Here is a 26,978-nt window from a genome sequence, read left to right as displayed (position 1 = left end):
TCACCCTACCCGCCATCAACAGCGACGACGCCGCGCCGAATGTCGTCGATGGCGCGTTTCGCGGTCTTCCGCAGCCCCGCTTCCGGCCCCGCGTTTCGGACTTGGTCGAGCAGGTCGAGCACTTGGCGGCACCACCGGACGAAGTCTCCCGCCGGCAGCGGGGTGCCGGCGCCGGCGACATCGGAGGCGTCCAGCGCGGCCGTCAGGTCACCGGTGGTGGCCCAGCGGTACATGGCGGCGACGAACCCCTCGTCCGGCTCGCGCGTCGGGCTGATCCGGTGGCGATTCTCGTCGGCTCGCAACTGTCCCGACATCCGGCGCATCTCGACCAGTGCGCGCCGGACGTTCGCGGTCGGCATTTCGACCGCATGAGACGGCGTGGGGCCGTCGCTGCCGCGGGCTTCGAACACCACCGCCGACAGCGCAGCGGCCAGCTCGGCCGGCGCGAGTCCTTTCCAGACACCCTTGCGCAGACATTCGGCGACCAGCAGATCACTTTCGTTGTAGATGCGCGCCAGCAGCCGGCCGTCGGCCGTCACGCCCGGCTGGCCGTCCTCGCCCACGGCGATGAACCCGCGCTCGGTCAGCAGACCGACGATCCGGTCGAAGGTACGGGCCAGCGAATTGGTTGCCGCGCTGACCTTCTTGCGAATCTGATCGTTGTCGCGTTCGACCCGTAGGAAGCGCTCGCCGACACGGACTTTCGCTTCCCGGTCGGCCATTCCGTGCGCGGAATGCCTGCGCATCGACTCACGCAACGCCAGCAACTCCGGGTCGATGTCGGATGACTCCTCGGCGTCGCCCCGGCGTTTCCGGGCCGACGGCACGTGCAACCCGGACGCCGCCGACAGCAGCGCCGACGCGAGGTCGCGACGGACCCGCGGTTGCCGGTGCTCGACCCGCTTGGGCAGTGTCATCGACCCGAGCGCTGCCGCGACCCCGGCGAAGTCGGCAGAGGACACCCTTCCCGCCCAACGGTTTTCGGTCAACACCAGGGGGCGCGGATCGGACGATTCGTTTGCCGCCTCCAGTACGACGGCCAGCCCACCGCGACGCCCCTGGGTGATGTTGATGATGTCGCCGCGCCGCAGTGCCGCCAGCGCATCGGTGGTCGCTTGCCTGCGCTGCAATCGCGAGGCCCGCGACTGCGCCCGCTCCCGCTCGCTGATCTTGGCGCGCAGGCGCACGTAGTCCAGAATCGCCGGCTCGGTTTCCGGCTGCTTGCGGCGGTCCCAGCCCAGCTCATCGGCGATGTCGTCGAGCATCTTCTCGCCGCGTTCGACACCACGGACCAGACCCACGACGGATCGGTCGGCCTGGAATTGCGCGAACGACCGCTCCAGCAGTTGGTGAGCCTGCTCCGGCCCCATCTGGTTCACCAGGTTGATCGTCATGTTGTACGACGGCGCGAACGAGCTGCGCAGCGGAAAGGTTCGGGTCGACGCCAGCCCGGCGACCTCGGCGGGTTCAACATCCGGGTGCCACAGCACGACGGCGTGGCCCTCGATGTCGATGCCGCGCCGCCCCGCGCGGCCGGTCAGCTGGGTGTACTCCCCCGGCGTCAGCGGCATGTGCTGTTCGCCGTTGAACTTCACCAACTTCTCCAGCACGACGGTGCGGGCCGGCATGTTGATGCCCAGCGCCAGTGTCTCGGTGGCGAACACCGCCTTGACCAGCCCGGCGGTGAACAGCTCCTCGACGGTGTGCCGGAAGACCGGCAACATGCCGGCATGGTGGGCGGCCAGCCCGCGCAGCAGGCCCTCGCGCCACTCGTAGTACTCCAGCACCGCCAGGTCGGCGTCGGCCAGATCGCCGCAGCGCCGGTCGATCACCTCCGCGATCCGCACCCGGTCCTCGTCGTTGGTCAACCGCAGCGAGCTGCGCAGGCACTGCTTGACCGCGGCGTCGCAGCCGGCGCGGGAGAAGATGAACGTGATCGCCGGCAGCAGGCCTTCGCGGTCGAGCGAGCCGATCACGTCGGGGCGCGACGGCGGGCGGTACAGGCTCGACCGGCCGCCCTGACGCCCGGGTCCGCGCCGGCGCGGCTCCCAGTCGGAAAGACGTTCGGCCTCACGTCGGTGCGCGATGTGGCGCATCAGCTCCGGATCGACGAGGTGCTGCTTGCCTTCCCGGTCGTAATCGAATAGGTCGAAGAGCCGCTTGCCCACCAACACGTGCTGCCACAACGGAACCGGCCGGTGCTCGTCGACGACGACGGTGGTGTCGCCACGTACGGTCTGGATCCAGCCGCCGAATTCCTCGGCGTTGCTGACTGTGGCCGACAGGCTGACCAGACGTACGTCGTCGGGCAGATGCAGGATCACCTCCTCCCACACCGCGCCCCGCATCCGGTCGGCCAAGAAGTGCACCTCGTCCATCACGACATGCGAAAGCCCTTGCAGCGCATCAGATCCGGCGTACAGCATGTTGCGCAGCACTTCGGTGGTCATCACCACCACCGGGGCGTCGCCGTTGACCGACTGGTCGCCGGTGAGCAGACCGATGTTCTCCGCGCCGTAACGGCGCACCAAGTCGTTGTGCTTCTGGTTGCTCAACGCCTTGATCGGTGTGGTGTAGAAGCACTTTCGGCCGGCCTTCAACGCCAGGTGCACTGCGAACTCACCGACCACCGTCTTGCCCGCGCCGGTCGGGGCGCACACCAGAACACCGTGGCCGCGCTCCAGCGCCTCACACGCCTGGACCTGGAACGGATCAAGCCGGAACGTCAGCAGCTCGGTGAACTGCTCCAGCCCGCCGGCCTCATTCCCCGGGTCGCTGCGCTCCTGCCCGCCGGCCTCAGGTGATGTCGTCATGCTGTGCCGCATACGTCGCCGGTGCAGTCACCGGCTCCGGCGCCTCGATGGGTGCGGCCTGCTCGTCGGGAATCTCGGCCAGTGCCTCGCGCTTGGCCTTGCGCCGGTCGTGCAGCCGGGCGGCCTGGATGGCGAACTCCAGCAGCAGCGTGAGCGCCAGGCCCAGCGCCAGCATGGAGAACGGATCCGAGCCGGGTGTGGCGAAGGCGGCAAACACGAACACGCCGAAGATCAATCCGCGCCGCCACGATTTGAGCTTCGCGTACGGGAGCACCCCGATCAGATTCAGCATCATGATCAGCAGCGGGAACTCGAAGCTGACGCCGAAGATCAGCAGCAGGTTGATCAGGAACCCGAAGTACTGGTCGCCGGAGAGCGCGGTCACCTGGACATCGCTGCCGACGGTGAGCAGAAAGTGCAGCGCCTTCGACAGGACGAAGTACGCCAGCACCGTGCCGGCGACGAACAGCAGCGCCGCGAAGAAGACGAACACCGATGCGAAGCGGCGCTCGTTGCGGTACAGGCCCGGGGTGATGAACGCCCACAGCTGGTAGAGCCACACCGGGCAGGCCAGCACGATTCCGGCGGTCAGCCCCACCTTGAGCCGCAGCATGAACTGGTCGAACGGCGCGGTCGCCAGCAGACGGCAACCGCCGTCGGCGCTGATATCGGCGCGCGCCGACTGCGGTAGCGAGCAGTACGGCTCCCGCAGCCATTCGCCGAGGCTCTCCAGGCCGAAAAGCCCATGGCTGTACCAGAGGAAACCGACGATGGTGGTCAACGCGACAGCGCCCATCGCGATCAACAAACGGGTCCGCAGTTCCCGGATGTGGTCGACGAGGGACATCGTCCCGTCCGGGTTGACCCGGCTGCGGCGTTGTCGAGGGTCCAGCCGCGTCAGGAATTTAGGAGTGCGCACGGCAGCGGCTGACTACGGGCGTGTGGACGCCCCTGCGTCGTCGGTTCAGGCCGGTTTCGCGTCGGTGTGGCCCTGCACCGGTGGGGTCACCGGAGCCTCGACGCGCTCGGACTGCACCTGGGTGGGCGGCTGGGCGGGCGTGACGGGAGTGTCCGTCTTGTGCTCGTTCTGCAGCTCTTTGACCTCTGATTTGAAGATGCGCATCGACTTGCCCAGCGAGCGGGCGGCATCAGGCAACCTCTTCGAACCGAAGAGCAGCACGACCACCGCGATGAGAATCAGCCAGTGCCACGGTTGTAGAGCACCCAATTTGGTCACCTCCAGGAGTTGTCTCGATGCTACCGCACCGGCCCCATGACAAGCCGCTATGCAGGTCAGCCGTCGAGGTCGGCATACGCGGCCAACGCTGCGGCCGCGCTATCGCGCACCCGGGTCAGCAGCGAGTCAGGCCCCAATACCCGGACCTCGGCGCCGAATCCGAGCAGCACCCGGCACATCCACTCCTCGGAGGCATAGGTCATCGTGGCCTTGCGATACCCGTCGGGCAGCTCCTCGAGGATGCGCATCGGGTAGTACTCCAGCATCCACGAGGCGGTCGGGGCCAGCAGCAATGTCGCGGCGGGCAGCGCCGGGTCGGCGTCGAACAACGAGGTATCCGGCGGTGCCTGCACGGCCGGCTCGGGTGGGATCGCGGCCTGGTCGAGAACCGTCGCCTCCACGATCCGGTCCAACCGGAACAACCGGACGCCGTCGGCGTCGCGCGCCCAGGCGTGCAGATAGCTGTGATCGCCGACCAGAACCACCCGGATCGGGTCCACGACGCGGCTGGTCAGGGTGTCCCGGGAGGCCGAGTAGTACTCGATGTTCAGCGCGCGTCCGTCGCGCACCGCCGCGCGCACCGCGGCGGCGGTGTCGCTCTCGATGGGCGCTCGTTCCTCCACCGCGGTAACGGCATGGGTGTGGTCGTGGCCGACGGTGCCCGCCGCCGACTCGATCTTGGCGATCGCGGACAGCGCGGCCTGTGGATCGACGACGCCGGGAATGTCGATCAGCGCCCGCAGGGCGACCAGGAGCCCGGTTGCCTCCGGCGAGGTCAACCGCAGCGGCTCGTCCATCCCGGCGGAGAACGTCACTTTGATCGAGTCCCCGGAGAACTCGAAGTCGATCAGGTCGCCGGGCCCATAACCCGGCAAGCCACACATCCAGAGCTGATCGAGGTCCTGCTGAAGCTGCTTGCGGGTCACGCCGAGGTCGGCGGCGGCTTCGTCGTAGGTGATGCTCGGGTTGGCCTTGAGGTACGGCACCATGTTCAGCAGCCGCACCAGGCGCGTCGAAACGGGAGTCATGCTTGCACCCTCGCTTGGGCCTGCAACCGCTGCATCACGTCGTCGCGCAACGCGGCCGGTTCCAGGACCAGCGCGTCGGCCCCGTATCCGGCGACCTCGCGGGCGAGCCGGTCGCGGGTGCCGATGTCGAGCTCGATCACCTCACCGGGGCGCCCACCGATGATGCGGGTACCCGTCGATTTACCGTTGCGGCGTAACGACATTGCTTTCCCGTCGGCCACCCACACCGATGCCTGCACCCCACTGGGCGCCTCCCCGATCGCCCGGTCGACGATCGCTCTCAGGTCGACGCCGTCCGGCCGGGTGACCGATCCCGGCGCGCCGACGGTTTTGATGTCGGCGCCGATACGCGAAAGCCGAAATGTTCTGGTGGCGTTGCGATCCCGATCGTGCCCAACCAGATACCAGCGACCCCGGTCGGTGATGACCCCCCACGGTTCCACCGTGCGCACGGTGTAGGGATCGGTGGGCAGCGACCGGTGCCGGAATTGCACCGGCTGACCGGAATCGATGGCCGACAACAGGTTTCCCAGCACATCCTCCGATCCACGCAGACCGGGCGGACCCGACGCGGTGGTGATCGCGACGGCGGCATCGGGATCGACGTCGACGCCTGCGGCCCGTAACTTCAGCAGCGCGCCCTGGGTCGCGGTGATCAGCTCCGGCGATTCCCACAACTGGGTGGCGATCGCGACCGCGCCCGCCTCCTCGTCGGTGAGTTCGATGTCGGGCAATGCGTACGCGTCTCGGTTGATCCGGTAACCCTCGGTGGGGTCGAACGACGACACCCGTCCGGTCTCCAGCGGGATGCCCAGATCGCGCAGCTCGTTCTTGTCGCGCTCGAACATCCGAGAAAACGCCTCATCGCTGGGGCTGTCGGCGTAGCCGGCGACGCTGGCCCGGATGCGATCCGCGGTGATGTAGCCGTGCGTGGACAGCAGCGCGATGACGAGGTTCATCAACCGCTCGACTTTGGATGTCGCCACTCGGAAAACCTTAGCCGGGATGCGCGCGCCGCTCGCGCGGCGCGCTCGTCACATGCTCGCGATGAGCCGCTTCACCCGCTCGTCGACCGAGCGGAACGGGTCCTTGCACAGCACCGTGCGCTGCGCTTGGTCGTTGAGCTTCAGATGCACCCAGTCGACGGTGAAATCGCGGCCGGCCTCCTGGGCGGCGCTGATGAACTCGCCGCGCAGCTTGGCCCGCGTCGTCTGCGGGGGCGTGTCGACGGCGGCCTCGATCTCTTCGTCGGTGGTGATCCGGGTCGCCAAACCCTTGCGCTGCAGCAGGTCGAACACCCCGCGGCCGCGCTTGATGTCGTGGTAGGCGAGGTCGAGCTGGCTGATCTTCGGGTCGGACAGTTCCATGCTGTAACGGTCCTGGTAGCGCTGGAACAGCTTGCGCTTGATCACCCAGTCGATCTCGGTGTCCACCTTGGCGAAGTCCTGGCTCTCGACGGCGTCGAGCTGGCGGCCCCACAGGTCGACAACCTGGTCGATCTGGGTGTTGGGTTCGCGGGTCTGCAGGTACTCCACCGCGCGGGCGAAGTACTCGCGCTGGATATCCAGCGCGCTGGCCTGGCGACCGCCGGCCAACCGAACGGGTCGGCGGCCGGTGAGGTCGTGGCTGACCTCGCGGATGGCGCGGATGGGGTTGTCCAGCGAGAAGTCGCGGAACGCCACACCGGCTTCGATCATCTCCAGCACCAGCGAGGCGGTGCCGACCTTGAGCATGGTCGTTGCCTCGCACATGTTGGAGTCGCCGACGATCACGTGCAGCCTGCGGTACTTCTCGGCGTCGGCATGCGGCTCGTCGCGGGTGTTGATGATCGGGCGGGAACGGGTGGTCGCGCTGGACACCCCTTCCCAGATGTGCTCGGCGCGCTGGGACAGGCAGAACGTCGCGGCCTTGGGCGTCTGCAACACCTTGCCCGCACCGCAGATCAGCTGGCGGGTGACCAGGAACGGCAGCAGCACGTCGGAGATCCGGGAGAACTCGCCGGCGCGCACGATCAGGTAGTTCTCGTGGCAGCCGTAGGAGTTTCCGGCCGAATCGGTGTTGTTCTTGAACAGGTAGATGTCCCCGCCGATGCCTTCGTCGGCCAGCCGCTGTTCGGCGTCGATGAGCAGGTCCTCCAGCACCCGTTCACCGGCGCGGTCGTGAGTGACGAGCTGCGTCAGGTTGTCGCACTCGGCGGTCGCGTACTCCGGGTGGCTTCCCACATCGAGGTACAGGCGCGCGCCGTTGCGCAGGAACACGTTCGAGCTGCGGCCCCACGACACCACCCGGCGGAACAGGTACCGGGCGACCTCGTCGGGACTGAGCCGACGATGGCCGTGGAACGTGCAGGTGACACCGAATTCGGTTTCGATGCCCATGATTCTCCGCTGCACGACACCGAGCCTACTGGTTGCGTTGCACCAGTGGTGGGCAAGCAGGGGGCGAAACACGTTCGAAATCCCTGTGGATGGCGGAAAAACCGCTGGCGCGGGACATGTCAGCATGAGCCGTGCCTGAGCGCATCGTCGTCGATCCCGCAGCCCTGGGGGTGCTGCTGGACCGGCTGACGCACGCCGCGGGCGAGCTCGCGGCGGTTGCGATTCGCGACATCGACGGGTTGCCCGGTTCTGCGCTGGGCAATTCGGGTGAACCGGCACGCGTCACTGCTGACGTGCACCGACTCGAGACGACGTTGCGGGATTGGGTTTGCTCGGTGCGCCGGTCGGTGTCAGAACTCGGTGCCGCCGACGACGTCACCGCCGAGCAGCTGCAACAGCCGTGAGCGGTCCGGGCGTTTCGCAGGTGCTCACCTGGCGACCGCACGCATTGCTCGAATTGGCCGGTGACTGGGACGACGCCGCAGGCCGGCTGCAGGCGCGGGCAGACGCGATTGACGACGCGGTGGCGGGCAGCGTCGGCGTGTTCACCGGTACGGCCGCCGGCACGGCCCGTGCGGCGCTCGGCCCGACAGTCACGGAACTGCGCGGGGTGTGTCGCGCCCTGATTCTGGCCGCGGCCGAGGCTCGGGACGCCGCGGACGTCCTCACCCGCGGACGCGATCGAGTCCTGGCGGTGGTAGCCGACGCCCGCGACGAAGGGTGTCAGGTCAGCGACGACGGCACGGTGGGTCCGCCGTCGACACCGTCGGCCCTGCTGGTGGCCTGCAGCGGTGGCGCCGTTTCGGCCGCCCGGGAGATGCTCGACGTGCGGGCAGCCGAGCTGACCCGCCTCCTGCAGGGCGCGTTGTCGGCGCTCGGCGCGGCCGATGCCGAAGCGGCCAGGGCGATCGGCGCCGCCTTCGAGACCGCGACCGCGGGTCCGGCACCGGTTCGTCCCGCCGGAGTCACCGGCAGTCCGGTCGGCGACTGGCCGCACATGAGTCAGGACAGCATCGCCGCCTCGGTCGCGGCGATGTCCGACTCCGAGCGCCGTCGGCTGGTCGAAGGCAAGCCCCTCGAGGTGGGCAACACCGATGGTGTCCCGTGGGAGATGCGCGTTGCAGCCAATCGCATCAACATCGCCAACGCGATCCTCGACGAGCTCCGCGGCATCGAAGTGCCCGACGACGTCAAGTTGCGCGCCGCGGTCGCGCCAACTTTGGAAGCGGCTGACGCCGAACGCCTTTGGGCGACATTGCACGCCGATTCGGCGCTGCGGGCCGCGGCCGTCGCCGCGTACGACCACGATGCGCGGGCTCGCATCAGCTACTACGAAAGCCTGCTCGGCGACGTTCCCGATCCCCTGAACCGCGAGCGCCGGGTGTCGCGCCAGATCCTCGGGTTCGACCCGCAGCGGCAGTCGTTCATCGAGTTGTCGGGCGACCTGAGCCACGCGCGCGCCCTTGGGGTGCTGGTGCCCGGGCTCAACACCACCTTCGACCGAGCGGCCGACGACGTGGCGACCGCCCGTCGCTTCGTCGCCGGAGCCAACGGGGACGTCGCGATGATCACCTACCTCGGGGGGCCTTTCCCGACCGGTCAACTGGCCGCAGGGGTGGCCGACGCCGCCGATCCCCGTTACGCCCTGCGAATGGCGCCGCGCCTGGTGGCGTTCAGCGAAGACGTCGAACGGCGGGCCGGCTCGATGCCGGTGACCTACATCGGCCACTCCTACGGCGGGTCGATCCTGGGTACAGCAGAAACTTTCGGCCTGACGGCCGACCGGGTCATCTATGTCGAGGCCGCGGGCGCCGGTGTGGGCGTTCGCGATCCGTCGGACTGGCACAACCGGAATCGCGACGTCCTACGGTTCTCCATCACCGCACCCGCCGACCCGATCGGTCTGGTGCAGGGCATCCCGCTCGGTCCGCACGGCGCGGACCCCGACCGGCTACCGGGGGTCATTCCGCTGGCCGCCGGTCGCCGCCTCACCGGCGGTCCGATGGGCGGCCTGTCGTCGCACAGTGACGTGCTGAACGAGCCGTCCGACGCCTGGCGCAATATTCTCGCGGTCATCACCGGCGATCGCGAGCACATTCGGGTCGCGGGCTAGCCGCGTGCCTGCCCGACGAAGAACCGGGCGGCCTTGCGGATCGACTCCTCGACCGGCTCGGGCCGCCAGCCCAATTCACGTTCGGCCTTACCGTGGTCCAGCGGTGACATCAGTTGCGCCATCCGCAATCCCACCACAGCGAACGGCAGGTCGCGGCGCAACAGCTTCGATGCGAAGTCGTTGGCGTGGGCGGCGGCGTACAGCACGGGCATCGTAATCTTGATGCGAGGACGCGGCGCTCCGACAGCGCTGGCGGCGATCTCGTGCACCTCGCGGGAGCTGAGGTACCGGTCTGAGACGATGTAACGCTCCCCCGGTCGGCCGCGCTCGGCCGCGAGAAGCATTGCGCGCGCGGCATCTTCGATCCCGACGACCTCCGAGGAGAAGTCGAGGTAGAACGGGAAACGACCCGCAGCGACCTGAGCGATGAGCGACCCGTGCGGCGTGGGCTGCCAGTCGCCGGGGCCGTAGGTGGTGGAGATGCACATCGCAACTGCGGCCAGCCCTTTGTCACGGGCATAGCGCAGCACCAGATCCTCGGCCTGAATCCGCGTTTCGATGTAGGGACCGCCACCGGTCCAGTTCTGCGGATCGTCCTCGGTGACCGGCCCGCTGTCGCTGACGGCCAAAGTGCCGGTGGTACTGGTGAACACGAACTTCTCGAGGCCAGCCTCGACCGCGGCGTCCAGCACGTGTTGTAATCCCTCGACATTCGTCCGGAACAACGGCGCCGGATCACGCAGCCACATCCGTGCATCGACCACGCAGTAGTACACGACGTCGCAACCGCTCATCGCCGCGCGCAGGGCGTCGTCGTCGAAGACGTCGCCGTAGTGCCGTTCGACCTCGAGATCGTCGATCGCCTTCGTCGAGCTGGTCTTGCGCAGCATCACCCGCACGTTTGCACCACTGGCCACCAGCTGGCGCGTCACATGGGAGCCGAGGAACCCGCTGGCGCCGATGACGAGCTGCGTCAGGAGTTTTCCTCCGCGGCGGGCGCGTCCTCGGTCTTGGGCAGCAAGGCTTCCAGCGCCGAGCCGGTGATCCGCCGGAACGCTCGTCGTGGTCGCTTGGCGTCCAGGATGGCCACCTCGAGCGTGGCGGGCCCGAGTACCCGCGGCTCGGCCGACGCGGTGCCGCTTCCGCTTCCACTCGCGCCGTTGATACCGGCCCGCAACGCCGCGACGGCGATACCGACCGCGTCACCGAGCGCGGCGTTCTCGGAGTAGGACTCCTTGAGCGCGGTGATGATCGGATCGGTGGTGCCGCCCATGACGACGAAATGCGGTTCGTCGGCGATCGAGCCGTCGTAGGTGATCCGATACAGCTCAGGGGCTTTCGTCTCGCCGTAGTGGGCTACCTCGGCTACACACAGCTCCACCTCATAGGGCTTGGCCTGTTCGGTGAAGATGGTCCCGAGAGTCTGCGCGTAGACATTGGCGAGCTGGCGCCCGGTCACGTCGCGACGGTCGTAGGCATACCCGCGCGTGTCGGCAAACTGGATGCCACCGCGGCGCAGATTGTCGAACTCGTTGAACCGGCCGACAGCCGCAAAGCCGACCCGGTCGTAGAGCTCGCTGATCTTCTGCAGTGAGCGCGACGGGTTCTCCGCGACGAACAGCACACCGGAGTCATAGGCGAGTACGACCACGCTGCGCCCGCGGGCAATACCCTTGCGCGCGAGCTCGGAACGCTCACGCATCGCCTGCTCAGGCGAAATGAAATATGGGAAGCTCACTTAGTCCACCCGTGGTGCTTCGTTGCTGGGCCCCTTGCCGGGTCCGAATGTATTTGTTCTGGAACGGTTTTCGATGACTTCACGAGCGAGCGCCGAGATGCGCTGCTCGGTCACCTCGGCGGCGCCCTCAGCCCCGATGGTGACGGCGGTCGGGAAGATGCCGCGCACGAGGTCCGGACCGCCGGTCGCCGAGTCGTCATCAGCGGCGTCGTAGAGCGCCTCGACGGCCGCCCGCAACGCCGAATCCGCGTCGGTGACAGCGGGATAGAGCTTCTTGATCGATGACTTGGCGAACAGTGAACCAGAACCGACCGAGTGGTAGCCCTCGTCTTCGATGTTCCAGCCGCCGGCGGCATCGAACGACACGATTCGTCCGGCCGCTTCGGGGTCCGCGGCGTCGAGGTCGTACCCCACCAGCAGCGGCAGCGCGACGAATCCCTGCAGTGCCGCACCGAGATTGCCGCGCACCATGGTCGAGAGCCGGTTCACCTTGCCGGGAAAGGTCAGCGGGACGCCCTCGACCTTTTCGTAGTGCTCCAACTCGACTGCGTAGAGGCGGGCGAATTCGACGGCGATGGCCGCGGTACCCGCGATGCCGGTCGCGGTGTAGTCGTCGGTGATGTACACCTTCTGCACGTCGCGGCTGGCGATCATATTGCCCTGCGTGGCACGGCGATCGCCGGCGATCAGGACGCCACCGGGGTATTTCAGGGCGACGATCGTGGTGCCGTGCGGCAGTGCGTCACCGGGCAGCGCAGCGCTTGCACCGGTGCTGGTGGGCAACAGGTGCGGAGCTTCGCGCCGCAGGTGATCAGAGAACGAAGACAGATCGGTCAGGGGTGAACTGGTGGCCAGGCGATCAGTGAACGGCCAGGTCACTGTCCGCCCTTTTGGACGTATGCGCGCACGAAGTCCTCAGCATTCTCTTCCAGGACGTCATCGATCTCGTCCAGCAGATCGTCGGTCTCCTCAGCGAGCTTGTCGCGACGCTCTTGCCCGCCGGCTCCGGCGCCGCCGAGGTCGTCATCCTCGCCGCCACCGCCGCCACGCTTGGTCTGCTCTTGAGCCATCGCTGCCTCCTGCTCGTGATCGGCGACTGTGTCGTGCCATTCGGCACGGGCCGCCGGTTCTTCCACACTACCGGTCGAGACCGGTATTGCTCCCTCTAACGAACGTCAGGTCGTCAGTTGTTCCACGAGTTGCACTGCGCTGTCGACCGAATCGAGCAGCGCGCCCACATGAGCCTTGCTGCCGCGCAGCGGTTCCAGCGTCGGAATCCGCACCAGCGAATCACCGCCCAGATCGAAGATCACCGAGTCCCAACTGGCCGCGGCGATGTCGGCACCGAAGCGGCGCAGGCACTCGCCGCGGAAGTACGCCCGGGTGTCGGTCGGCGGGTTGTCGACGGCGTCGATCACCTGTTGCTCGGTGACCAGACGTTTCATCGATCCGCGAGCCACCAACCGGTTGTACAGACCCTTGTCGAGCCGGACGTCGGAGTACTGCAAGTCGACCAGATGCAGTCGCGGCGCCGACCAGCCGAGGTTCTCCCGCTGCCGGAAGCCTTCCAGGAGGCGCAGCTTGGCCGGCCAGTCCAGCAGCTCGGCGCATTCCATCGGGTCGCGTTCGAGCAGGTCAAGGATGTGCGCCCAGGTTTCGACGACCTTCGAGGCACTGGGGTCGGGGTCGCGGGCGTCCACCAGCTTGGCCACCCGGTCCAGGTAGATGCGCTGGATGGCCAGTGCAGTCAGTTCCCGGCCGTCGGCGAGTGCCACCGTGGCCCGCAGCGATGGGTCCCGGCTGATCACGTGGACGGCGTGCACCGGGCGCGCCAGGGCCAGATCCGACAGGTCGAGGCCGAATTTGGGGCCTTCCTCGATCAAGTCCAGGACCAGTGACGTCGTGCCCACCTTGAGATAGGTCGACGTCTCGGCGAGATTCGCATCGCCGATGATCACGTGCAGGCGGCGGTACTTGTCGGCGTCGGCGTGCGGCTCGTCGCGGGTGTTGATGATGCCGCGTTTGAGGGTGGTTTCGAGGCCGACCTCGACCTCGATGTAGTCGGCGCGCTGAGAGAGCTGAAAGCCCGGGTCGTCGCCGGACGGGCCGATGCCGACACGGCCGGAACCCGTCACGACCTGGCGCGACACCATGAACGGCGTCAGGCCCGAGATGACCGCCGAGAACGGCGTCTGACGGCTCATCAGGTAGTTCTCGTGCGACCCGTAGGACGCACCCTTGCCGTCGACGTTGTTCTTGTACAGCTGCAGCTTGGCCGCACCGGGCACGCTGGCCACATGCCGCGCCGCCGCCTCCATGACGCGTTCGCCGGCCTTGTCCCAGATCACAGCGTCCATCGGGTCCGTGACCTCGGGCGCCGAGTACTCCGGGTGCGCGTGGTCGACGTAGAGCCGGGCACCGTTGGTGAGGATCATGTTCGCCGCGCCGACCTCGTCGGCGTCGACGATCGGCGGCGGTCCTGACGAGCGGCTGAGGTCGAATCCGCGGGCGTCCCGCAGCGGCGACTCCACCTCGTAATCCCAGCGGGTGCGCTTGGCCCGCTGGATCCCGGCGGCCGCGGCATAGGCCAGCACCGCCTGCGTGGAGGTCAGGATCGGATTGGCGGTCGGATCGGACGGCGAAGAAATGCCGTATTCGACCTCGGTCCCGATGATCCGTTGCATGGGCGCCAGCCTACGGGGCACACGGGGGACGGTGTCGCGCGCCTGGCGCGTGGACGGTGCCTCTTCCGGCTAGGGTGACCTGACCCGAAAGCCCACATCGGAGCCGCGCAACGATGACATCACCGGACCGCTACGCCGAAGAGCGCTGGTTTCTGGTTCGAGGTCTCCCGGCGGTGGTGCGACGCGGCACCCTGCTGCGGCGGGTGTGGGGCCGGTCGGCGCCGGCACTGGCCGGCGTGGCGGTCTTCGCGGTGAACTCGATCCTGGTGGTCAAGCTGTCGGGCAAACACACCATCGACATCGATGGCAGACCGACGGTCGCCGAGGGATTCCTCCTGGCGCTCGTCGTGCTGGTGTTGCCGGTGGCGGCCCTGGTGGGCTGGCTGGTGTCGCGGATCGACAGCCCGCTGCGGCGAGTAGTGGCCGCCAACCTCGCGCTGGCGGTGATCATCCTCGGCTGCGTGTTCGGCGGTCCGAGCCCGCGGGTCACGGTGAACCTGACCCTTACGGCGATCACCGTCGCGGTGATTGTGGTGGCCACGGCGTCGGGCGTCGGCTCGATTGCGGGCTGGGCCGCCCGCGACACCATGTCGAACCTCGCCCTTGCCACCGGCATGTTCGTCCGTGCCCTGCCGGTCGTGCTGCTGACTTTCCTGGTGTTCTTCAACACCTACGTCTGGTTGATGGCCGCGATCGTCAGCCGCCAACGGCTGTGGCTGGCCATCGGGTTCCTGTTCGCGATCGCCGCGGCGTTCCTCGTCTCGAGCACTTTGGAACGGGTCCGCCCGATCGTCGATGAGCCCGAAGCCGCCCCCGAGGACGTGGACCGCCTGGCCGGCACGCCGTTCGAGGGCATCGCCGACGAACCCGGCGTCGACCCACTGTCCCGCACCGAACGGGCGAACGTGGTGTTCGTCGTCGCGGCTTCCCAGGTGGGTCAGGTGCTGACGGTCGCGCTGGCCACCGGGGCCATCTTCTTCGTGCTCGGGTTGATCGTGCTGAGTCCGCCCCTGCTGGCCTCATGGACCCGCGACAGCGGCCGCAACGACGGTCATTTTCTCGGCATGACGCTGCCGGTCCCCGACCCGCTGATCCAGACGACCATGATGCTGACGGCCATCACGTTCATGTATCTGGCGGCCAAGGCGGTCACCGATAAGGAATACCGCGCACAATTCCTCGACCCGCTGCTGGCCGACCTGCGGCTCACTCTCGTGGCGCGGGATCGCTACCGCTCGTCGCGGCGAGGTCGCTGACATGCCGGCCGCCACCAGGCGTGATGTGCAGGAGTGGTTTCTGGCCCGCGGTCTGCCGCTGGTGCTCACCCGACGGGTGCGTTCGCGACGGTTGATCGCGCGGTCGGCACCGGTGGTCAGCGGCATCGGTGCGCTGATCGCCGTGACGGCGCTGGTCGCCGATTTCAGCGACGGTCAGGTCGCAATCGGCACCGTGCTGCGGCTGGGCGCCATGGCCGCCGTGCTGACCGCCGCCCCGTTCGTGCTCTACCTGCTCCACCGCGCAGGCACGACGCGCAGCGAAGCCGGGCGGCGCAGTGCGGCGCTGTTCGTGATGGCGTTGTTCGTGATCGGTTTACCGCTCGTCGACCGCGGCTGGACGGGGCTCACTGCGGCCGAGGTGGCCGGCTTCGGGATCGTCGCACTGCTCGCGGTGTGGCTGACGTACCTGGGTATCGGGTCAATTGTCCTGTGGGCCTTCCGGTTTGCCTGGGTGCAATTCGGCGCGCTCGGAACACTGATGAGCCGCGCCCTGCCGCTGCTGATGCTGACGGTGGTGGTGTACTTCACCGGTGAGCTGTGGCAGCTCTCGGCTCGAATGACACGTGAAAGGCTATGGCAGACAATCGGTTTCCTGGCCCTGGTGGCACTGGTGTTCATGGTCGTGACCATTCGCGACGAGGTGCAGGCGCTGCGCGACGACCGCTCGGGACGGCATGACAGCGTCGTCCTGCTGGCCGGAACTCCGCTGGCCACCGAGACCGAGCCGGACCGCACGCCCTTGTCGCTGGCCGAACAGGGCAACGTCGTCGCGGTGATGGTGGTCGCGCAGGCGATCCAAGTGGTGTTCTTCACCACCGGGCTGTTCGTGTTCTTCCTGGCGCTGGGCACCATCGCGATACCGGACGACGTCACGGTGCTGTGGTCGGCCGAGCAGTCCTGCCCGGTCGGCCAACCGCCTTGTGCTGGAACGTGGTTCGGCATCCATGTTCCGATCCCCCAGACCGTGGTGCACACTTCATTGTTCGTGGCGGTGCTGTCCGGGCTGTACTTCACCGTCAGCACGAGCGTCGACCCGCTGTACCGGCAGCGGTTCTTCGATCCACTGATAGCCGACGTCGCCGTGAGCCTGGCCGGCCGCGACGCGTATCTGGAGATGGAGGCCGGCGATGACCGAGCGTGATGACGTGTTCGACAAGCGCTACGGCGAGGTGCTGCTCGTCACGGCCGGCGCAGACGGGCCGGAAGCGACCGTCTACAACAGCTTTCCGCTCAACGACTGCCCCGCCGAGTTGTGGAGCAAGCTCGACGCCGAGGCGATCGCCAAGGAGAACGGCGCCGTCGCGGCACTTCTCAACGGTCCCCGTTACTGGCTGATGAGCAGCATCGCGAAAGCCGCGCAAGACAACCAGGAGATCAAGACCTTCGGCGGTATCGCGATGATCCGGCAGGCCACGGTCAAGCTGTCTTCGATGAGCCCCGCGCCGTACACCGTCAACCGGGTCGACCGCAGGGCGGTGTTCACCTTCGATGCCGGCCGGCCGGTCTTCGAACTCGTCGACCCGCAGCGGCAGCGGTGGGTCATGCAGACGTACAGCCAGATGGTGGACCGCGGGCTCACCCTCGCCGCCCTCGCGGACTTGGCCGGACGGCTCGATCTGCCCGAGGGGTGGAGCTACGAGACGCGCACACTCACCGAACGGCTGACCGTGGACACCACGACTCGGGACGCCCACGTCACCCAGGACAACCTCAGCAACAGCTACTCGTTGGAGTTCTGAGGCGCTGAGCCTGACGTTCGCCCCGGTAGTTGCGCCGGTAACAAACTGACGCCGACGACGATAACGCTGCGGTAAGGCTCACCTTCGCCATACACTCCGGCCATAGCGCGCCGCCGGTATCGGCGAGGTGCGCAACATCTGGGAAGGGAACACCCATGAAGAAACTCGTGATCACCGGTATCGCGGCGGCAGGACTCGGATTGGCGCTGGCGTCGCCGGCGTTCGCCGATCAGGACTCGTTCATCACAACGCTGGCCAATGACGGCTGGCATGGACCCGTCACCTCCGCGGTGGCGCTGGGCCAGCACATCTGCAGCGACATCGCTGCCGGCGTGCCGCAGGCCACCACGCTGCAGACCATCTCGGACAACACCACCGACGGCGTGGAGCCCAAGGACGCGGCGTTCTTCTACAGCGCCGCCGCCTCGCAGCTCTGCGGGCACTGACGACTCGAGCCTGGGTCGGTACCGCTACAGGTACTGGCCCAGGTTCGACTCGGTGTCGATGGCCCGGCTGGCGCTGCTGCTCTTGCCGGTGACCAGCGTGCGGATGTAGACGATCCGCTCGCCCTTCTTGCCCGAGATTCGTGCCCAGTCATCCGGATTCGTGGTGTTGGGCAGGTCCTCGTTCTCGGCGAACTCGTCGACGATCGAGTCGAGCAGATGCTGGATCCGCAGACCCCTCTGCCCGGTTTCCAGGACCGACTTGATCGCGTACTTCTTGGCCCTGTCGACCACGTTCTGGATCATCGCGCCCGAGTTGAAGTCCTTGAAGTACATGACCTCTTTGTCGCCGTTGGCATAGGTGACTTCCAGGAACCGGTTGTCGTCGATCTCGGCGTACATCCGGTCGACGACCTTCTCGATCATCGCTCTGATGCACTGCCCCCGATCGCCGCCGAACTCGGCGAGATCATCTGCGTTGACCGGCAACTCCTCGGTGAGGTACTTGCTGAAGATGTCAAGGGCGGCTTCGGCATCCGGCCGTTCGATCTTGATCTTGACGTCCAGGCGGCCGGGCCGCAGGATCGCCGGGTCGATCATGTCCTCGCGGTTGGAGGCACCGATCACGATGACGTTCTCGAGCCCCTCCACACCGTCGATCTCTGACAGCAACTGGGGCACGACCGTCGTCTCGACATCGGAGCTCACACCGGTGCCGCGGGTGCGGAAAATCGAGTCCATCTCATCGAAGAACACGATCACCGGCGTTCCCTCGGAAGCCTTTTCGCGGGCCCGCTGGAAGATCAGCCGGATGTGTCGTTCGGTCTCGCCGACGAACTTGTTCAGCAGCTCCGGGCCCTTGATGTTGAGGAAGTACGACTTCGCCTCGCGGGCGTCGTCGCCGCGCACCTCGGCCATCTTCTTGGCCAACGAATTGGCCACGGCCTTGGCGATCAGCGTCTTACCGCAACCGGGCGGACCGTAGAGCAGCACACCTTTCGGCGGGCGCAGCGCGTACTCCCGGTACAGCTCCTTGTGCAGGAATGGCAGCTCGACGGCGTCGCGGATCTGCTCGATCTGGCGGGTCAGGCCGCCGATGTCGCTGTAGGCGACGTCGGGCACCTCTTCGAGCACCAGGTCTTCGACCTCGGCCTTGGGAATGCGCTCGAACGCGTAGCCGGCCTTGGTGTCGACCAGCAGCGAGTCTCCCGGACGCAGCTTGCGCGGCCGCAGATCGTCATCGTCGAGTTCCTCCGCCACGTCGGCGGGCAGGTCCTCGATGGCCACCAAGGGTTCGGCCAACCAGACGATGCGCTCCTCGTCGGCATGTCCGACCACGAGCGCCCGGTGGCCGTCGGCGAGGATCTCGCGCAGCGTGCTGATCTCACCGACCGACTCGTAGTTGCCTGCCTCCACGACGGTGAGTGCCTCGTTGAGACGAAGCGTCTGCCCCTTCTTGAGCGACTTGACGTCGATGTTGGGCGAGCACGTCAGCCGCATCTTGCGACCGGAGGTGAACACGTCGACGGTGTCGTCCTCGTGGGAACCCAGCAACACCCCGTATCCGCTCGGCGGCTGACCGAGGCGGTCGACCTCCTCGCGCAGAGCCAGCAGTTGCTGACGGGCCTCCTTGAGGGTGTCCATCAGCTTGGCGTTGCGCGACGCCAGAGAGTCGATTCGCGCCTCGAGCTGATGCACATCACGCGCACTGCGGGCGCTGCCCTGTCCCAACGCGTTCTCCAGCTGATCGCGCAGTGCCGCGGCCTCACGGCGCAGCTCTTCCAGTTCGGCGGCGTCTTCGCCGGACAGCTGGGGTTCTTGTGCCTCACTCATGTTGCGCTCCTCTCCCACACCCGGAAGTTGGTGCGGTGGATACCTCAACGCTACCGGCCCAACCTCGATCATGTGCGTGCGGGGAATTTCGACACACTGGCAACACTGTTAATGTTTCTAATGAGTCGGGCCGATCGAGAGGACATCCGTGACCCTGAAACTCCTAGCCACGGGCGTTGCCGCCGCCGCGATCGTCGGCGGCGTCGCCGCCGGTGTGACGTCGGTTGCATTCAGCTCGCCGGTGCCTGCACCGGCCGTGCAGCCCGTCGTCTTCGGCGCACCGATGCCGCAGGCGCCGGCGCCAGAGCTCCAGAGCCAGCTCGTTGCCACACTCAATGGTCTGCAGGGCGGCGGGTCGTTCTCTGGCTCCAAAGGCTCCTACATTCAGTTCGGCCTGGGCCGGTTCGAGGGCATTGCCGCCGACCGGGCGTTCAACAACGCCTCGGCCAAGGGCCTGCTCCCGCTGAGCTTCAACATCGCCGACATCGACCAGGAAGGCCCGTCCGCGACGGCCAATGTCACCGCGACGGCACCCAACGGTCAGACCGCGAGCCAGAGCATTCAGTTCATCGAGGGCCCCAGCCCGACGGGCTGGCAGTTGACCAAGCAGTCGGCGCTGTCGCTGATGTCAGGAGCCAGCTGAGCCACCGCGGGATGCGACACCCGTTCTTCGTAGGTCTGAGCGCCGCCACAATCGTGGCGGCGCTCAGCCTCTCGGGGTGTTCTGACCACGCCGAGCCGAAGTCGACGCAAAGTCCGTTCGAGCAGTCGTCGACGCCGCTGGCACCACCCGAGGCCAACGCCGCTCCCCTGCCGGCGCCCGAGGCGTTGACCGATGTGCTCTACCGGTTGGCCGATCCGGCAGTCAAAGGCGCTGACAAGCTTCAGCTCGTCGAGAACACCACGGCCGGTGACGCCGCGACCATCGACAAATTCGCGGCGGCGCTGCGCGACGGCGGCTTTACTCCGCTGACGTTCACGGCCAGTGAGGTTCGTTGGTCGGATCGCCGGCCCGAGGATGCGCTGGCATCGATCAATGTCACCACCTCCAACCCGGCCAATCCAGGCAATTTCACCTTCCCGATGGAATTCCGGCAGGACAGGGGCAATTGGCAGCTGTCCCGCGAGACGGCCGACATGCTGCTGGCGTTCGGCAATGCCCGCGGCGGCGCAGGCCCGGCCAGCCCGACACCTACGCCCTAGAATGTGGATCGGCTGGCTGGAATTCGACGTCCTGCTCGGTGACGTCCACTCCCTGAAGGAGAAACGGGCGGCGGTACGCCCGATCGTCGCCGAATTGCGGCGGCGCTTCTCGATCTCGGCGGCCGAAATCGGTTCAGCTGACCTGCACCGGCGCGCGGGTATCGGTGTGTCCATCGTCGCCGGCGAGCGGTCCCACGTCGTCGACGTGCTCGATGCCGCCGAACGATTGGTGGCGGCGCGGCCCGAGATCGAGCTGCTCTCGGTGCGGCGCGGGCTCCGCCGCAGCGACGACGACTAGACCTGCTGGCGCTTGCGGCGCAGCGGGGTCGGGGTGACGGTGCCCGGAGCCAGCCGGCGCGCCGAGATCAGGAACGCGGTGTGGCCGCGCATGTTGTGCTGCGGGCGCACCGCCAGGCCGACGACATTCCAGCCGCGCTGCAGCGTCTCCCACGTCCGCGGCTCGGTCCAGCACTGCTGTTCGCGCAGTGCCTCCACAGTCTTCGACAGCTGAGTCACGGTCGCGACGTACACCATCAACACGCCGCCGGGGATCAGCAGCCGGGCGACGGTGTCCAAGACATCCCAAGGCGACAGCATGTCCAGGACGACGCGGTCGACGGAGGCCTCGTCGAGGTCGGAGTCGATCAGGTCGCCGATGATCAGCCGCCAGTTGTCCGGGTCCTCCCCGAAGAACGTCGCCACATTGCGCTGCGCGTGCACGGCGTGGTCGTCGCGGACCTCGTAGGAGATCACCTCCCCGCCGGGGCCGACGGCGCGCAACAGCGAGCACGTCAGCGCCCCGGAACCTGCTCCGGCCTCCAGAACCCGCGCGCCCGGGAAGATGTCGCCCTCATGGACGATCTGGGCGGCGTCCTTGGGATAGATGACCTGCGCTCCGCGCGGCATCGAGAGCACGTAGTCGATGAGCAGCGGGCGCAGCACCAGGAACGCGTCGCCGCTGGTGGACTTCACCACGCTGCCTTCCGGCAGGCCGACCACCGCGTCGTGCTCGATCGCCCCGCGGTGCGTGTGGAACTCGCTGCCCGGGTTCAGGATCATCGTGTAGTGCCGACCCTTGGCGTCGGTGAGTTGGACACGGTCCCCGATGACGAAGGGACCGGTCCGGCGCGGGGCGGGATCGGCGGTCACAGCGGTTCAGCCTGCCATAGCGGACTCGCCGTGCCACGTGCCGTCACCTTGTCGGCACACCGTCCTAGGCTGCTGTTATGTCTGATCAGGTGCTGCAGGTGCGGCGTCCCGCGTTGTCGCCGTCGCGGGCCGCCGACTTCAAGCAGTGCCCACTGCTCTACCGGTTCCGCGCCGTGGACCGACTGCCCGAGCCGCCGTCGACCGCCCAGCTGCGCGGTTCGGTGGTGCACGCGGCCCTCGAGCAGCTCTACGGAATGCCGGCCGCCGAGCGTGTGCCGGACACTGCGCTGTCTCTGGTCGCCCCGGCGTGGGACCGGGTGCTCGCCGAGCATCCGGACTTCGCCGCCGACTTCACCGACGAGCAGCGGGTCCAGCTGCTGGCCGAGGCGCGAGACCTGCTGACCGGCTACTACCGGCTCGAGGACCCGACCCGGTTCGACCCGCAGAGTTGTGAGCAGCGCATCGAGGTCGAGCTCGCCGACGGCACACTGCTGCGCGGTTTCGTCGACCGGATCGACGTGGCCGGCACCGGTGAGCTTCGAGTTGTCGACTACAAGACCGGCAAGGCACCGCCGGCGGCCCGGGCGCTGGCGGAGTTCAAGGCCCTGTTCCAGATGAAGTTCTACGCCGTTGCACTGCTGCGTTCCCGTGACGTGCTGGCCACTCGGTTGCGACTGATCTACCTGGCCGACGGCCAACTACTGGACTACACCCCTGCGCTCGACGAGCTGCTGCGCTTCGAAAAAACCCTGATGGCGATCTGGCGGGCAATCCAATCCGCCGGTGCCACAGGCGATTTCCGGCCCAATCCGTCGCGACTGTGCGACTGGTGCAGTCATCGTCCGCTGTGTCCGGCATACGGCGGCACACCACCGCCCTACCCGGGCTGGCCGGAGGATCTCGGCAACGAACCGGCCGCATGATCGGTTGCTACTACCGGCGGCTCGGCACCGACGGCGAGGCTGACGTTTTTGCATCCACCGACGACACCCGCAGCAACTGGAATCCCGAAATCCAGCATGGCTCACCGCCGTTGGCCCTGTTGACCAAGGCCATCGAAGCGAAGTTGTCCAGCGGAATGCGGATCGGGCGGCTGACACTCGACATTCTGGGCGCCATTCCGATCTCCGAGATGCGGGTGCACGCTCGGGTCGACAGACCGGGCAGCCGTATCGCGATGCTGTCGGCGGAGATGTCGGCGGAACGACCGGACGGGCCGCCGCGGGCGGTGGCCCGGGTGACCGCGTGGGCGTTGGCCACCTCCGACACTGCCGATGCCGCCACCGATCGCTATCCGCCGTTGATCGAGGGACCCACCGCGCCGTTGGAGTTGCACTGGAAGGACGCCACCGGCTACGTCGAGTCGGTGGAATGGCGCCCGCAATACGAACAATCCGCCGGGGCGAAGGTCTACTGGATGTCCCCCATCTCGAACCTGGTCGAAGACGAGCCGACGACCGACCTCGAGCGGTTGGCGATGGTTGTCGATTCCGCGAATGGCATTGGCGCAGCGATTGATCCGCAGCGATTCATCTACATGAACACCGACACCGGCGTGCATTTGCACCGCTCGCCGTCGGGCCAGGATTTCGGCGTGCGGGCCCGTGGGTCCATCGGACCGGACGGCGTCGGCGTGACCACCGCGGAGTTGTTCGACCGCCACGGGTTCATCGGGACCTCGGCCCAGACCCTGTTGGTGCAGCGCCGGTAGGCACGGACAGTTCCCGCAACGACGTCAGGAACAACTCGTCCATGCGGGGGCTGAGATCGCTCAACCGGGGCGCGCTCGCGTGGCAGGCGGCACCGAAAACACGCTCGAGATTGCCTGCCTCCGTTGCGGTCCCGATCGAAAGACACAGACACGCAATGCCGTCGGCGCGCAACTCTGACAGTGCGCGGTGTGCATCGGCCTCGGCATAGCGACCCTCGTACCCGTGGTCGTACGGATATCCGTCCGACAGCACCACCAGCAGCCGACTCGGCGTACCCGCGTCCCGCTTCAGGATGTCCGCCGCACCCCGGATTGCGGCGCCCAATCGGGTATACCCGGAGGGCTGCATCTGGTTCAGCCTGCCACGGCTGGTGCCGCCGAAGCGTTGGTCGAAGGTCTTGATTGCGGGCAGATGGACGGCGTCGCGGCCCTGGGAACGGAATGCATAGACCGCCACCCGATCGCCGAGTTCCTCGAGGGTGGCGGCGAGCGTGCCGGCCGCGCGTCGCTGGTGTTCGTGCACCGCGCGGCCGTCGGCATCGGCGTCATTGGCCGATCCCGACGCGTCCACCAGGATGAGGACGCCAAGTTCGCGCGCGGCCTTTCGGCGTTCGGTGTACACGTTCTCCGGAGGTGAGTTGCCCGACCGCATTTCGACGATGAAGTCGATGAGAGCATCGGTGTCGAGGTCGTCACCGTCGGCGCGGCGGCGTAGTGCCCGATGGGCCAGACCTACCCGGGCCAGCCGTTGTCGGAGTACCGGGTCGTCGGGCACTGCACCGGCAGACGGGTTCACCGACGTCGTCATCGGATAGTCGATCACGCGGCACCAGTCGACGCGGTATCGGTCGCCGAAGACATCCCACTCGGGGTGCAGGGCGCCATGCATGCCGACGGCTGCGCCGGGCCGCCCGGCGTCGGTGAACGCGATCCGGGTGGGCAGCGGTCGGGCTTGCGGTCCCGCGCTCTGGACACGGCGCATGGCGCGTACGGGTATCTCGGCCCCGGCTTCGTCCTCACTCTCGGTTCGGGATCCGCCGAAGACCTTGCGCAGGAAGTCCGACAGCATCGTCGCATTGAGCACGGGGTTGTGAAAAAGCTTGAGTATCCGGCTCTCTTCGAAAGTCTCGTCGTTCTCATCGTTGTCCTCGTCAGGAAGGTCGACGAGGTTGAATTCGAGCCGCATCTCCTCGTCGGTCACTGCTGCTCCGGGACCTTCGGGGGTTCGCAGCAGCCGCGAGGGCCTGATGATGCCGAACCACGGCGGTGGGGCGGCGACGGTGGTTCGACCCGACGCCACAGCGAGCGAGTCCTCGGCACTACCGGTGAGCGCGTCGCCGTGACCGAGCACCCGGCGTCCCTCGAGCGCCAGGTAGCGTCGCGCCAGCGCTCGCCGTCCGCGGAGCGCCTTGACCAACTGCGGGTCCAGGCTGCCCGCGCCGAGCAGCGCGGCCTGCAGCCGGACCTCACGTCGCTGATCGTCGACGGAGCCGCCGGCAGTCACGAAGATGACACGCCCGTCTGTGTGTGCGGCCTCACCGGGCGCGGCCTCGGCGATTTCGAGCGACCGCCGCGCGAGATGCGTGGCAAGCAGCCGAAACCGCTGCGGCACAGCCGATTCACCCAACAGACGGCAGCACGGCGTCGACCAGCTCGCCGAGCGCACGGACCACGTCGGGGTCATCGGAGAGAACTCGGACGACGGCCGCGCGAACGGCGCTGTGCAAACTGAGGCCCTCGGCGACCAGACTGCCGGCGAGAATGAGCATCCGGGTCGAGGCCACCTCCCGAAGGGGCGAGCCCTCAAGGTTGCGGATCGCTCGACCGACGGTGACCAACGCTCGCGCGGTGTCATCGTCAATGCCGGCCTCGCGAACAACGACGTCGATTTCGACGTCGGCGGGCGGGAAGTCGAGTTCTATTGCGACGAAACGCTGTCGGGTCGACTCCTTGATGTTCTTCAGCACGCTCTGGTAGCCGGGGTTGTAGGAGATCACGAGTTGAAACCCTGGGGCTGCGGGGATTGTGGTGCCGAGCCGGTCGACCGGGAGTTCCCGACGGTGATCGGCGAGTGGATGGATGACGACGGTGGTGTCTTGGCGCGCCTCGACGATCTCGTCGAGATAGCAGATCTCACCCTGCCGGACCGCACGTGTCAAGGGGCCGTCAACCCATACCGTCTCGCCGCCCTTGAGCAAGAACCGGCCGACCAGGTCGGCGGAGGTCATGTCCTCATGGCCTGCGACGGTGATCAATTCGCGGCCGAGTTCATGCGCCATCGCTTCGACGAAGCGGGTCTTCCCGCAGCCTGTGGGACCTTTGAGGAGAACGGGCAAACCACGCCGGGCCGCCGCGTGAAAGACGTCGACTTCATCGCCGACCGGCCGGTAGAACGGAGCGCTCACCTAGCGCGCTCGAACGGAACGACGGGCGGCATCGTGGCTCCCTCCGGCAACACCAGTTTGCCGTTGACGTCGATGAATCCGGAACGCTTCGTCGGTAGCGGGATGACCGGATCCGGGCACGGAGTGTCGGTGCCGTCGCCGCAGATGCCGCCGTTGAAGTACGAACGCTTCTGGTGGTCGGCGGGCCACGGGTCTGAGTGCATGCCGAACCATTGCGCAGGCAGGTTGTAGAACACGAAGAAACACGCGCTCACGGCGGCGAAGATGGCGAGGAAACGGACGAACTGCTGCCGCGCGAAGCCGCCACGCACGTTGTCGAGTCCGCGCTCGACGACGGTCCTGCCGCGGTCGTCGGTGAAGAAGCGCAGACAGCTCAGCGCGGTCATCACGCCACCCCACATGAGCCCTTCGTAGATCGGCCATTGGTGGTAAGTCCCGGCGAAGACCGAAACCGATTGGATGGCACCGGGATACGTGTAGAGCCCGAACGGCAGCATGAAGCCGGCTTCCATCACGAAATCGAGAACGATCGCGCCCGCGTAGGTGATCAGGATGAGTCGCGGGTTGCTCATCTGCGGCCAGCGGGACTTCACCCGTCGCATGAACCAGCAGCCGGCGATCGCCAACAGCATCACCATTCCGTACCCGGTTGCGTTGATCAGCAACGGTTCTGCGACCTGGCGCCCCGGAGACTCGGGCGATACCCAACCAGGAATGTGTGACGACCAGGAACCGCGGTTCCACAACCAGGTGTTGTAGGTGCACCACGTGTTCAGATAGTTCAGCAGCGGGTCCTGGAAGAAGAAGAGGGCGCAAGACACCAGCAGCAAGCCGTCGAGGGTGATACGACGCTCACGCACCCAGGGCCGGATCAGGAACCACCAGATGGCGGCCGGAAGAGCCACGCACATCAGGGCCCCGTTGGCGGTCAGGAAGATCTTCATGTACGCCGGCGGATCGCTGGGGCCGGCGGGTACCCGCACGAAGTACGGGCCGGTGACCCACCGGATCCAGACGTAGAGCTGCAGGACCAGAAGCACGCCGCCGACGGTCGCCCACACCTTGACCGCCGCGCTGGACGGTCGTTGCGCGTCGCCCAAGGCGCCGACGGCGGGCCTCGCCGGCTCGACGACGGTGGTGGACCTCTTGGCGCGGGACACATCGCTCACGACAACTCCTCTGGGCTGACAGCGTTCGGTCAAAATATACTCATGAGAATCTGAGTAT

The 26,978-nt window shown here is 67.2% G+C and carries 27 protein-coding genes; 11 read left to right on the top strand and 16 right to left on the bottom strand.

The window, feature by feature from the left end; translation table 11 throughout:
• Positions 1-5: 5 nt before the first annotated feature.
• The 6 genes from AB431_RS14685 to pafA all read right to left on the bottom strand — a co-directional run bounded on the left by AB431_RS14685 (position 6) and on the right by pafA (position 7,471).
• On the bottom strand, positions 6-2,813 hold the full coding sequence (locus AB431_RS14685; protein ID WP_082135680.1) for an RNA helicase: 2,808 nt from the start codon (positions 2,811-2,813) through the stop codon (positions 6-8).
• Positions 2,797-3,732: a twin-arginine translocase subunit TatC gene (tatC, locus tag AB431_RS14680; RefSeq protein WP_082135679.1), complete on the bottom strand. Its 936-nt coding sequence runs from the start codon at positions 3,730-3,732 to the stop codon at positions 2,797-2,799. The genes AB431_RS14685 and tatC overlap by 17 nt, the downstream gene beginning before the upstream one ends.
• A 45-nt stretch (positions 3,733-3,777) precedes the next feature.
• Complete coding sequence (gene tatA / locus AB431_RS14675; protein WP_047333432.1) at positions 3,778-4,041, bottom strand: Sec-independent protein translocase subunit TatA; 264 nt, start codon at positions 4,039-4,041, stop codon at positions 3,778-3,780.
• Positions 4,042-4,106: 65 nt separating this feature from the next.
• Complete coding sequence (locus AB431_RS14670) at positions 4,107-5,078, bottom strand: YafY family protein (protein WP_047330542.1); 972 nt, start codon at positions 5,076-5,078, stop codon at positions 4,107-4,109.
• On the bottom strand, positions 5,075-6,064 hold the full coding sequence (locus AB431_RS14665) for a YafY family protein (RefSeq protein WP_047330541.1): 990 nt from the start codon (positions 6,062-6,064) through the stop codon (positions 5,075-5,077). The genes AB431_RS14670 and AB431_RS14665 overlap by 4 nt, the downstream gene beginning before the upstream one ends.
• Before the next feature lie 48 nt (positions 6,065-6,112).
• On the bottom strand, positions 6,113-7,471 hold the full coding sequence (pafA, locus tag AB431_RS14660) for a Pup--protein ligase (protein ID WP_144418262.1): 1,359 nt from the start codon (positions 7,469-7,471) through the stop codon (positions 6,113-6,115).
• Positions 7,472-7,587: 116 nt separating this feature from the next.
• On the opposite strand from pafA, the gene AB431_RS14655 reads away from it, so the two are divergent.
• Both AB431_RS14655 and AB431_RS14650 read left to right on the top strand, forming a co-directional pair.
• Positions 7,588-7,860: a hypothetical protein gene (locus AB431_RS14655; RefSeq protein ID WP_047330539.1), complete on the top strand. Its 273-nt coding sequence runs from the start codon at positions 7,588-7,590 to the stop codon at positions 7,858-7,860.
• Positions 7,857-9,569, top strand: a complete 1,713-nt coding sequence (locus tag AB431_RS14650; protein WP_047330538.1) for an alpha/beta hydrolase — start codon at positions 7,857-7,859, stop codon at positions 9,567-9,569. Before AB431_RS14655 ends, AB431_RS14650 begins: the two co-directional genes overlap by 4 nt.
• Here AB431_RS14650 and AB431_RS14645 read toward each other — a convergent pair.
• From AB431_RS14645 to dop, 5 genes are all read right to left on the bottom strand, one after another.
• On the bottom strand, positions 9,566-10,546 hold the full coding sequence (locus tag AB431_RS14645; protein WP_047330537.1) for an NAD-dependent epimerase/dehydratase family protein: 981 nt from the start codon (positions 10,544-10,546) through the stop codon (positions 9,566-9,568). The genes AB431_RS14650 and AB431_RS14645 overlap by 4 nt on opposite strands.
• Positions 10,543-11,307, bottom strand: coding sequence for a proteasome subunit alpha (prcA, locus tag AB431_RS14640; RefSeq protein WP_047330536.1), 765 nt, complete (start codon positions 11,305-11,307; stop codon positions 10,543-10,545). Before prcA ends, AB431_RS14645 begins: the two co-directional genes overlap by 4 nt.
• Positions 11,308-12,186, bottom strand: a complete 879-nt coding sequence (prcB, locus tag AB431_RS14635) for a proteasome subunit beta (protein WP_047330535.1) — start codon at positions 12,184-12,186, stop codon at positions 11,308-11,310.
• Positions 12,183-12,377, bottom strand: coding sequence for a ubiquitin-like protein Pup (locus tag AB431_RS14630; RefSeq protein WP_047333431.1), 195 nt, complete (start codon positions 12,375-12,377; stop codon positions 12,183-12,185). Before AB431_RS14630 ends, prcB begins: the two co-directional genes overlap by 4 nt.
• A 105-nt stretch (positions 12,378-12,482) precedes the next feature.
• On the bottom strand, positions 12,483-13,991 hold the full coding sequence (dop, locus tag AB431_RS14625) for a depupylase/deamidase Dop (protein ID WP_047330534.1): 1,509 nt from the start codon (positions 13,989-13,991) through the stop codon (positions 12,483-12,485).
• A gap of 113 nt (positions 13,992-14,104) precedes the next feature.
• On the opposite strand from dop, the gene AB431_RS14620 reads away from it, so the two are divergent.
• From AB431_RS14620 to AB431_RS14605, 4 genes are all read left to right on the top strand, one after another.
• Positions 14,105-15,247, top strand: coding sequence for a hypothetical protein (locus AB431_RS14620; RefSeq protein WP_144418261.1), 1,143 nt, complete (start codon positions 14,105-14,107; stop codon positions 15,245-15,247).
• 1 nt (position 15,248) lies between these two features.
• Positions 15,249-16,409 carry a hypothetical protein gene (locus AB431_RS14615; protein WP_047330533.1) on the top strand — a complete coding sequence of 387 codons (1,161 nt, stop codon included), beginning with the start codon at positions 15,249-15,251 and terminating at the stop codon, positions 16,407-16,409.
• A complete protein-coding gene (locus AB431_RS14610; protein ID WP_047330532.1) occupies positions 16,396-17,007 on the top strand; it encodes a hypothetical protein in 612 nt (203 codons plus the stop codon). The genes AB431_RS14615 and AB431_RS14610 overlap by 14 nt, the downstream gene beginning before the upstream one ends.
• A 155-nt stretch (positions 17,008-17,162) precedes the next feature.
• A complete protein-coding gene (locus AB431_RS14605) occupies positions 17,163-17,453 on the top strand; it encodes a DUF732 domain-containing protein (RefSeq protein ID WP_047330531.1) in 291 nt (96 codons plus the stop codon).
• A 24-nt stretch (positions 17,454-17,477) separates the two neighbouring features.
• On the opposite strand, the gene arc is transcribed toward AB431_RS14605, so the two are convergent.
• A complete protein-coding gene (gene arc / locus AB431_RS14600) occupies positions 17,478-19,283 on the bottom strand; it encodes a proteasome ATPase (RefSeq protein WP_047333430.1) in 1,806 nt (601 codons plus the stop codon).
• 148 nt (positions 19,284-19,431) lie between these two features.
• Here arc and AB431_RS14595 point away from each other — a divergent pair, with 148 nt between their 5' ends.
• The 3 genes from AB431_RS14595 to AB431_RS14585 are packed head-to-tail and all read left to right on the top strand — an operon-like array spanning position 19,432 to position 20,784.
• On the top strand, positions 19,432-19,926 hold the full coding sequence (locus AB431_RS14595; protein ID WP_047330530.1) for a hypothetical protein: 495 nt from the start codon (positions 19,432-19,434) through the stop codon (positions 19,924-19,926).
• An 11-nt stretch (positions 19,927-19,937) separates the two neighbouring features.
• Positions 19,938-20,486 (top strand): hypothetical protein, encoded by a 549-nt coding sequence (locus AB431_RS14590; RefSeq protein WP_047330529.1) that lies wholly within the window; start codon positions 19,938-19,940, stop codon positions 20,484-20,486.
• Between the two features lies 1 nt (position 20,487).
• Positions 20,488-20,784, top strand: a complete 297-nt coding sequence (locus AB431_RS14585) for a DUF503 domain-containing protein (protein ID WP_047330528.1) — start codon at positions 20,488-20,490, stop codon at positions 20,782-20,784.
• Here AB431_RS14585 and AB431_RS14580 read toward each other — a convergent pair.
• A complete protein-coding gene (locus AB431_RS14580; protein ID WP_047330527.1) occupies positions 20,781-21,635 on the bottom strand; it encodes a tRNA (adenine-N1)-methyltransferase in 855 nt (284 codons plus the stop codon). The genes AB431_RS14585 and AB431_RS14580 overlap by 4 nt on opposite strands.
• 77 nt (positions 21,636-21,712) lie before the next feature.
• Here AB431_RS14580 and AB431_RS14575 point away from each other — a divergent pair, with 77 nt between their 5' ends.
• Together AB431_RS14575 and AB431_RS14570 are read left to right on the top strand one after the other, a co-directional pair.
• Positions 21,713-22,558 (top strand): RecB family exonuclease, encoded by an 846-nt coding sequence (locus AB431_RS14575; protein WP_047330526.1) that lies wholly within the window; start codon positions 21,713-21,715, stop codon positions 22,556-22,558.
• Complete coding sequence (locus tag AB431_RS14570) at positions 22,555-23,346, top strand: thioesterase family protein (RefSeq protein ID WP_047330525.1); 792 nt, start codon at positions 22,555-22,557, stop codon at positions 23,344-23,346. Before AB431_RS14575 ends, AB431_RS14570 begins: the two co-directional genes overlap by 4 nt.
• Here AB431_RS14570 and AB431_RS14565 read toward each other — a convergent pair.
• From AB431_RS14565 to AB431_RS14555, 3 genes are read right to left on the bottom strand one after another with little or no spacing between them, the layout of a single operon-like run.
• A complete protein-coding gene (locus AB431_RS14565) occupies positions 23,303-25,030 on the bottom strand; it encodes a nitric oxide reductase activation protein NorD (RefSeq protein WP_082135678.1) in 1,728 nt (575 codons plus the stop codon). The two genes, AB431_RS14570 and AB431_RS14565, sit on opposite strands and share 44 nt — an antisense overlap.
• Positions 24,966-25,751 (bottom strand): CbbQ/NirQ/NorQ/GpvN family protein, encoded by a 786-nt coding sequence (locus tag AB431_RS14560; RefSeq protein ID WP_047330523.1) that lies wholly within the window; start codon positions 25,749-25,751, stop codon positions 24,966-24,968. The genes AB431_RS14565 and AB431_RS14560 overlap by 65 nt, the downstream gene beginning before the upstream one ends.
• Positions 25,748-26,920 carry a spirocyclase AveC family protein gene (locus AB431_RS14555; RefSeq protein WP_082135677.1) on the bottom strand — a complete coding sequence of 391 codons (1,173 nt, stop codon included), beginning with the start codon at positions 26,918-26,920 and terminating at the stop codon, positions 25,748-25,750. The genes AB431_RS14560 and AB431_RS14555 overlap by 4 nt, the downstream gene beginning before the upstream one ends.
• Positions 26,921-26,978 lie beyond the last annotated feature (58 nt).

The sequence above is a fragment of the Mycobacterium sp. EPa45 genome (assembly GCF_001021385.1).
In the GTDB taxonomy this organism is placed as follows: Bacteria; Actinomycetota; Actinomycetes; order Mycobacteriales; family Mycobacteriaceae; genus Mycobacterium.
This window is presented reverse-complemented; position numbering and strand designations above follow the sequence as displayed.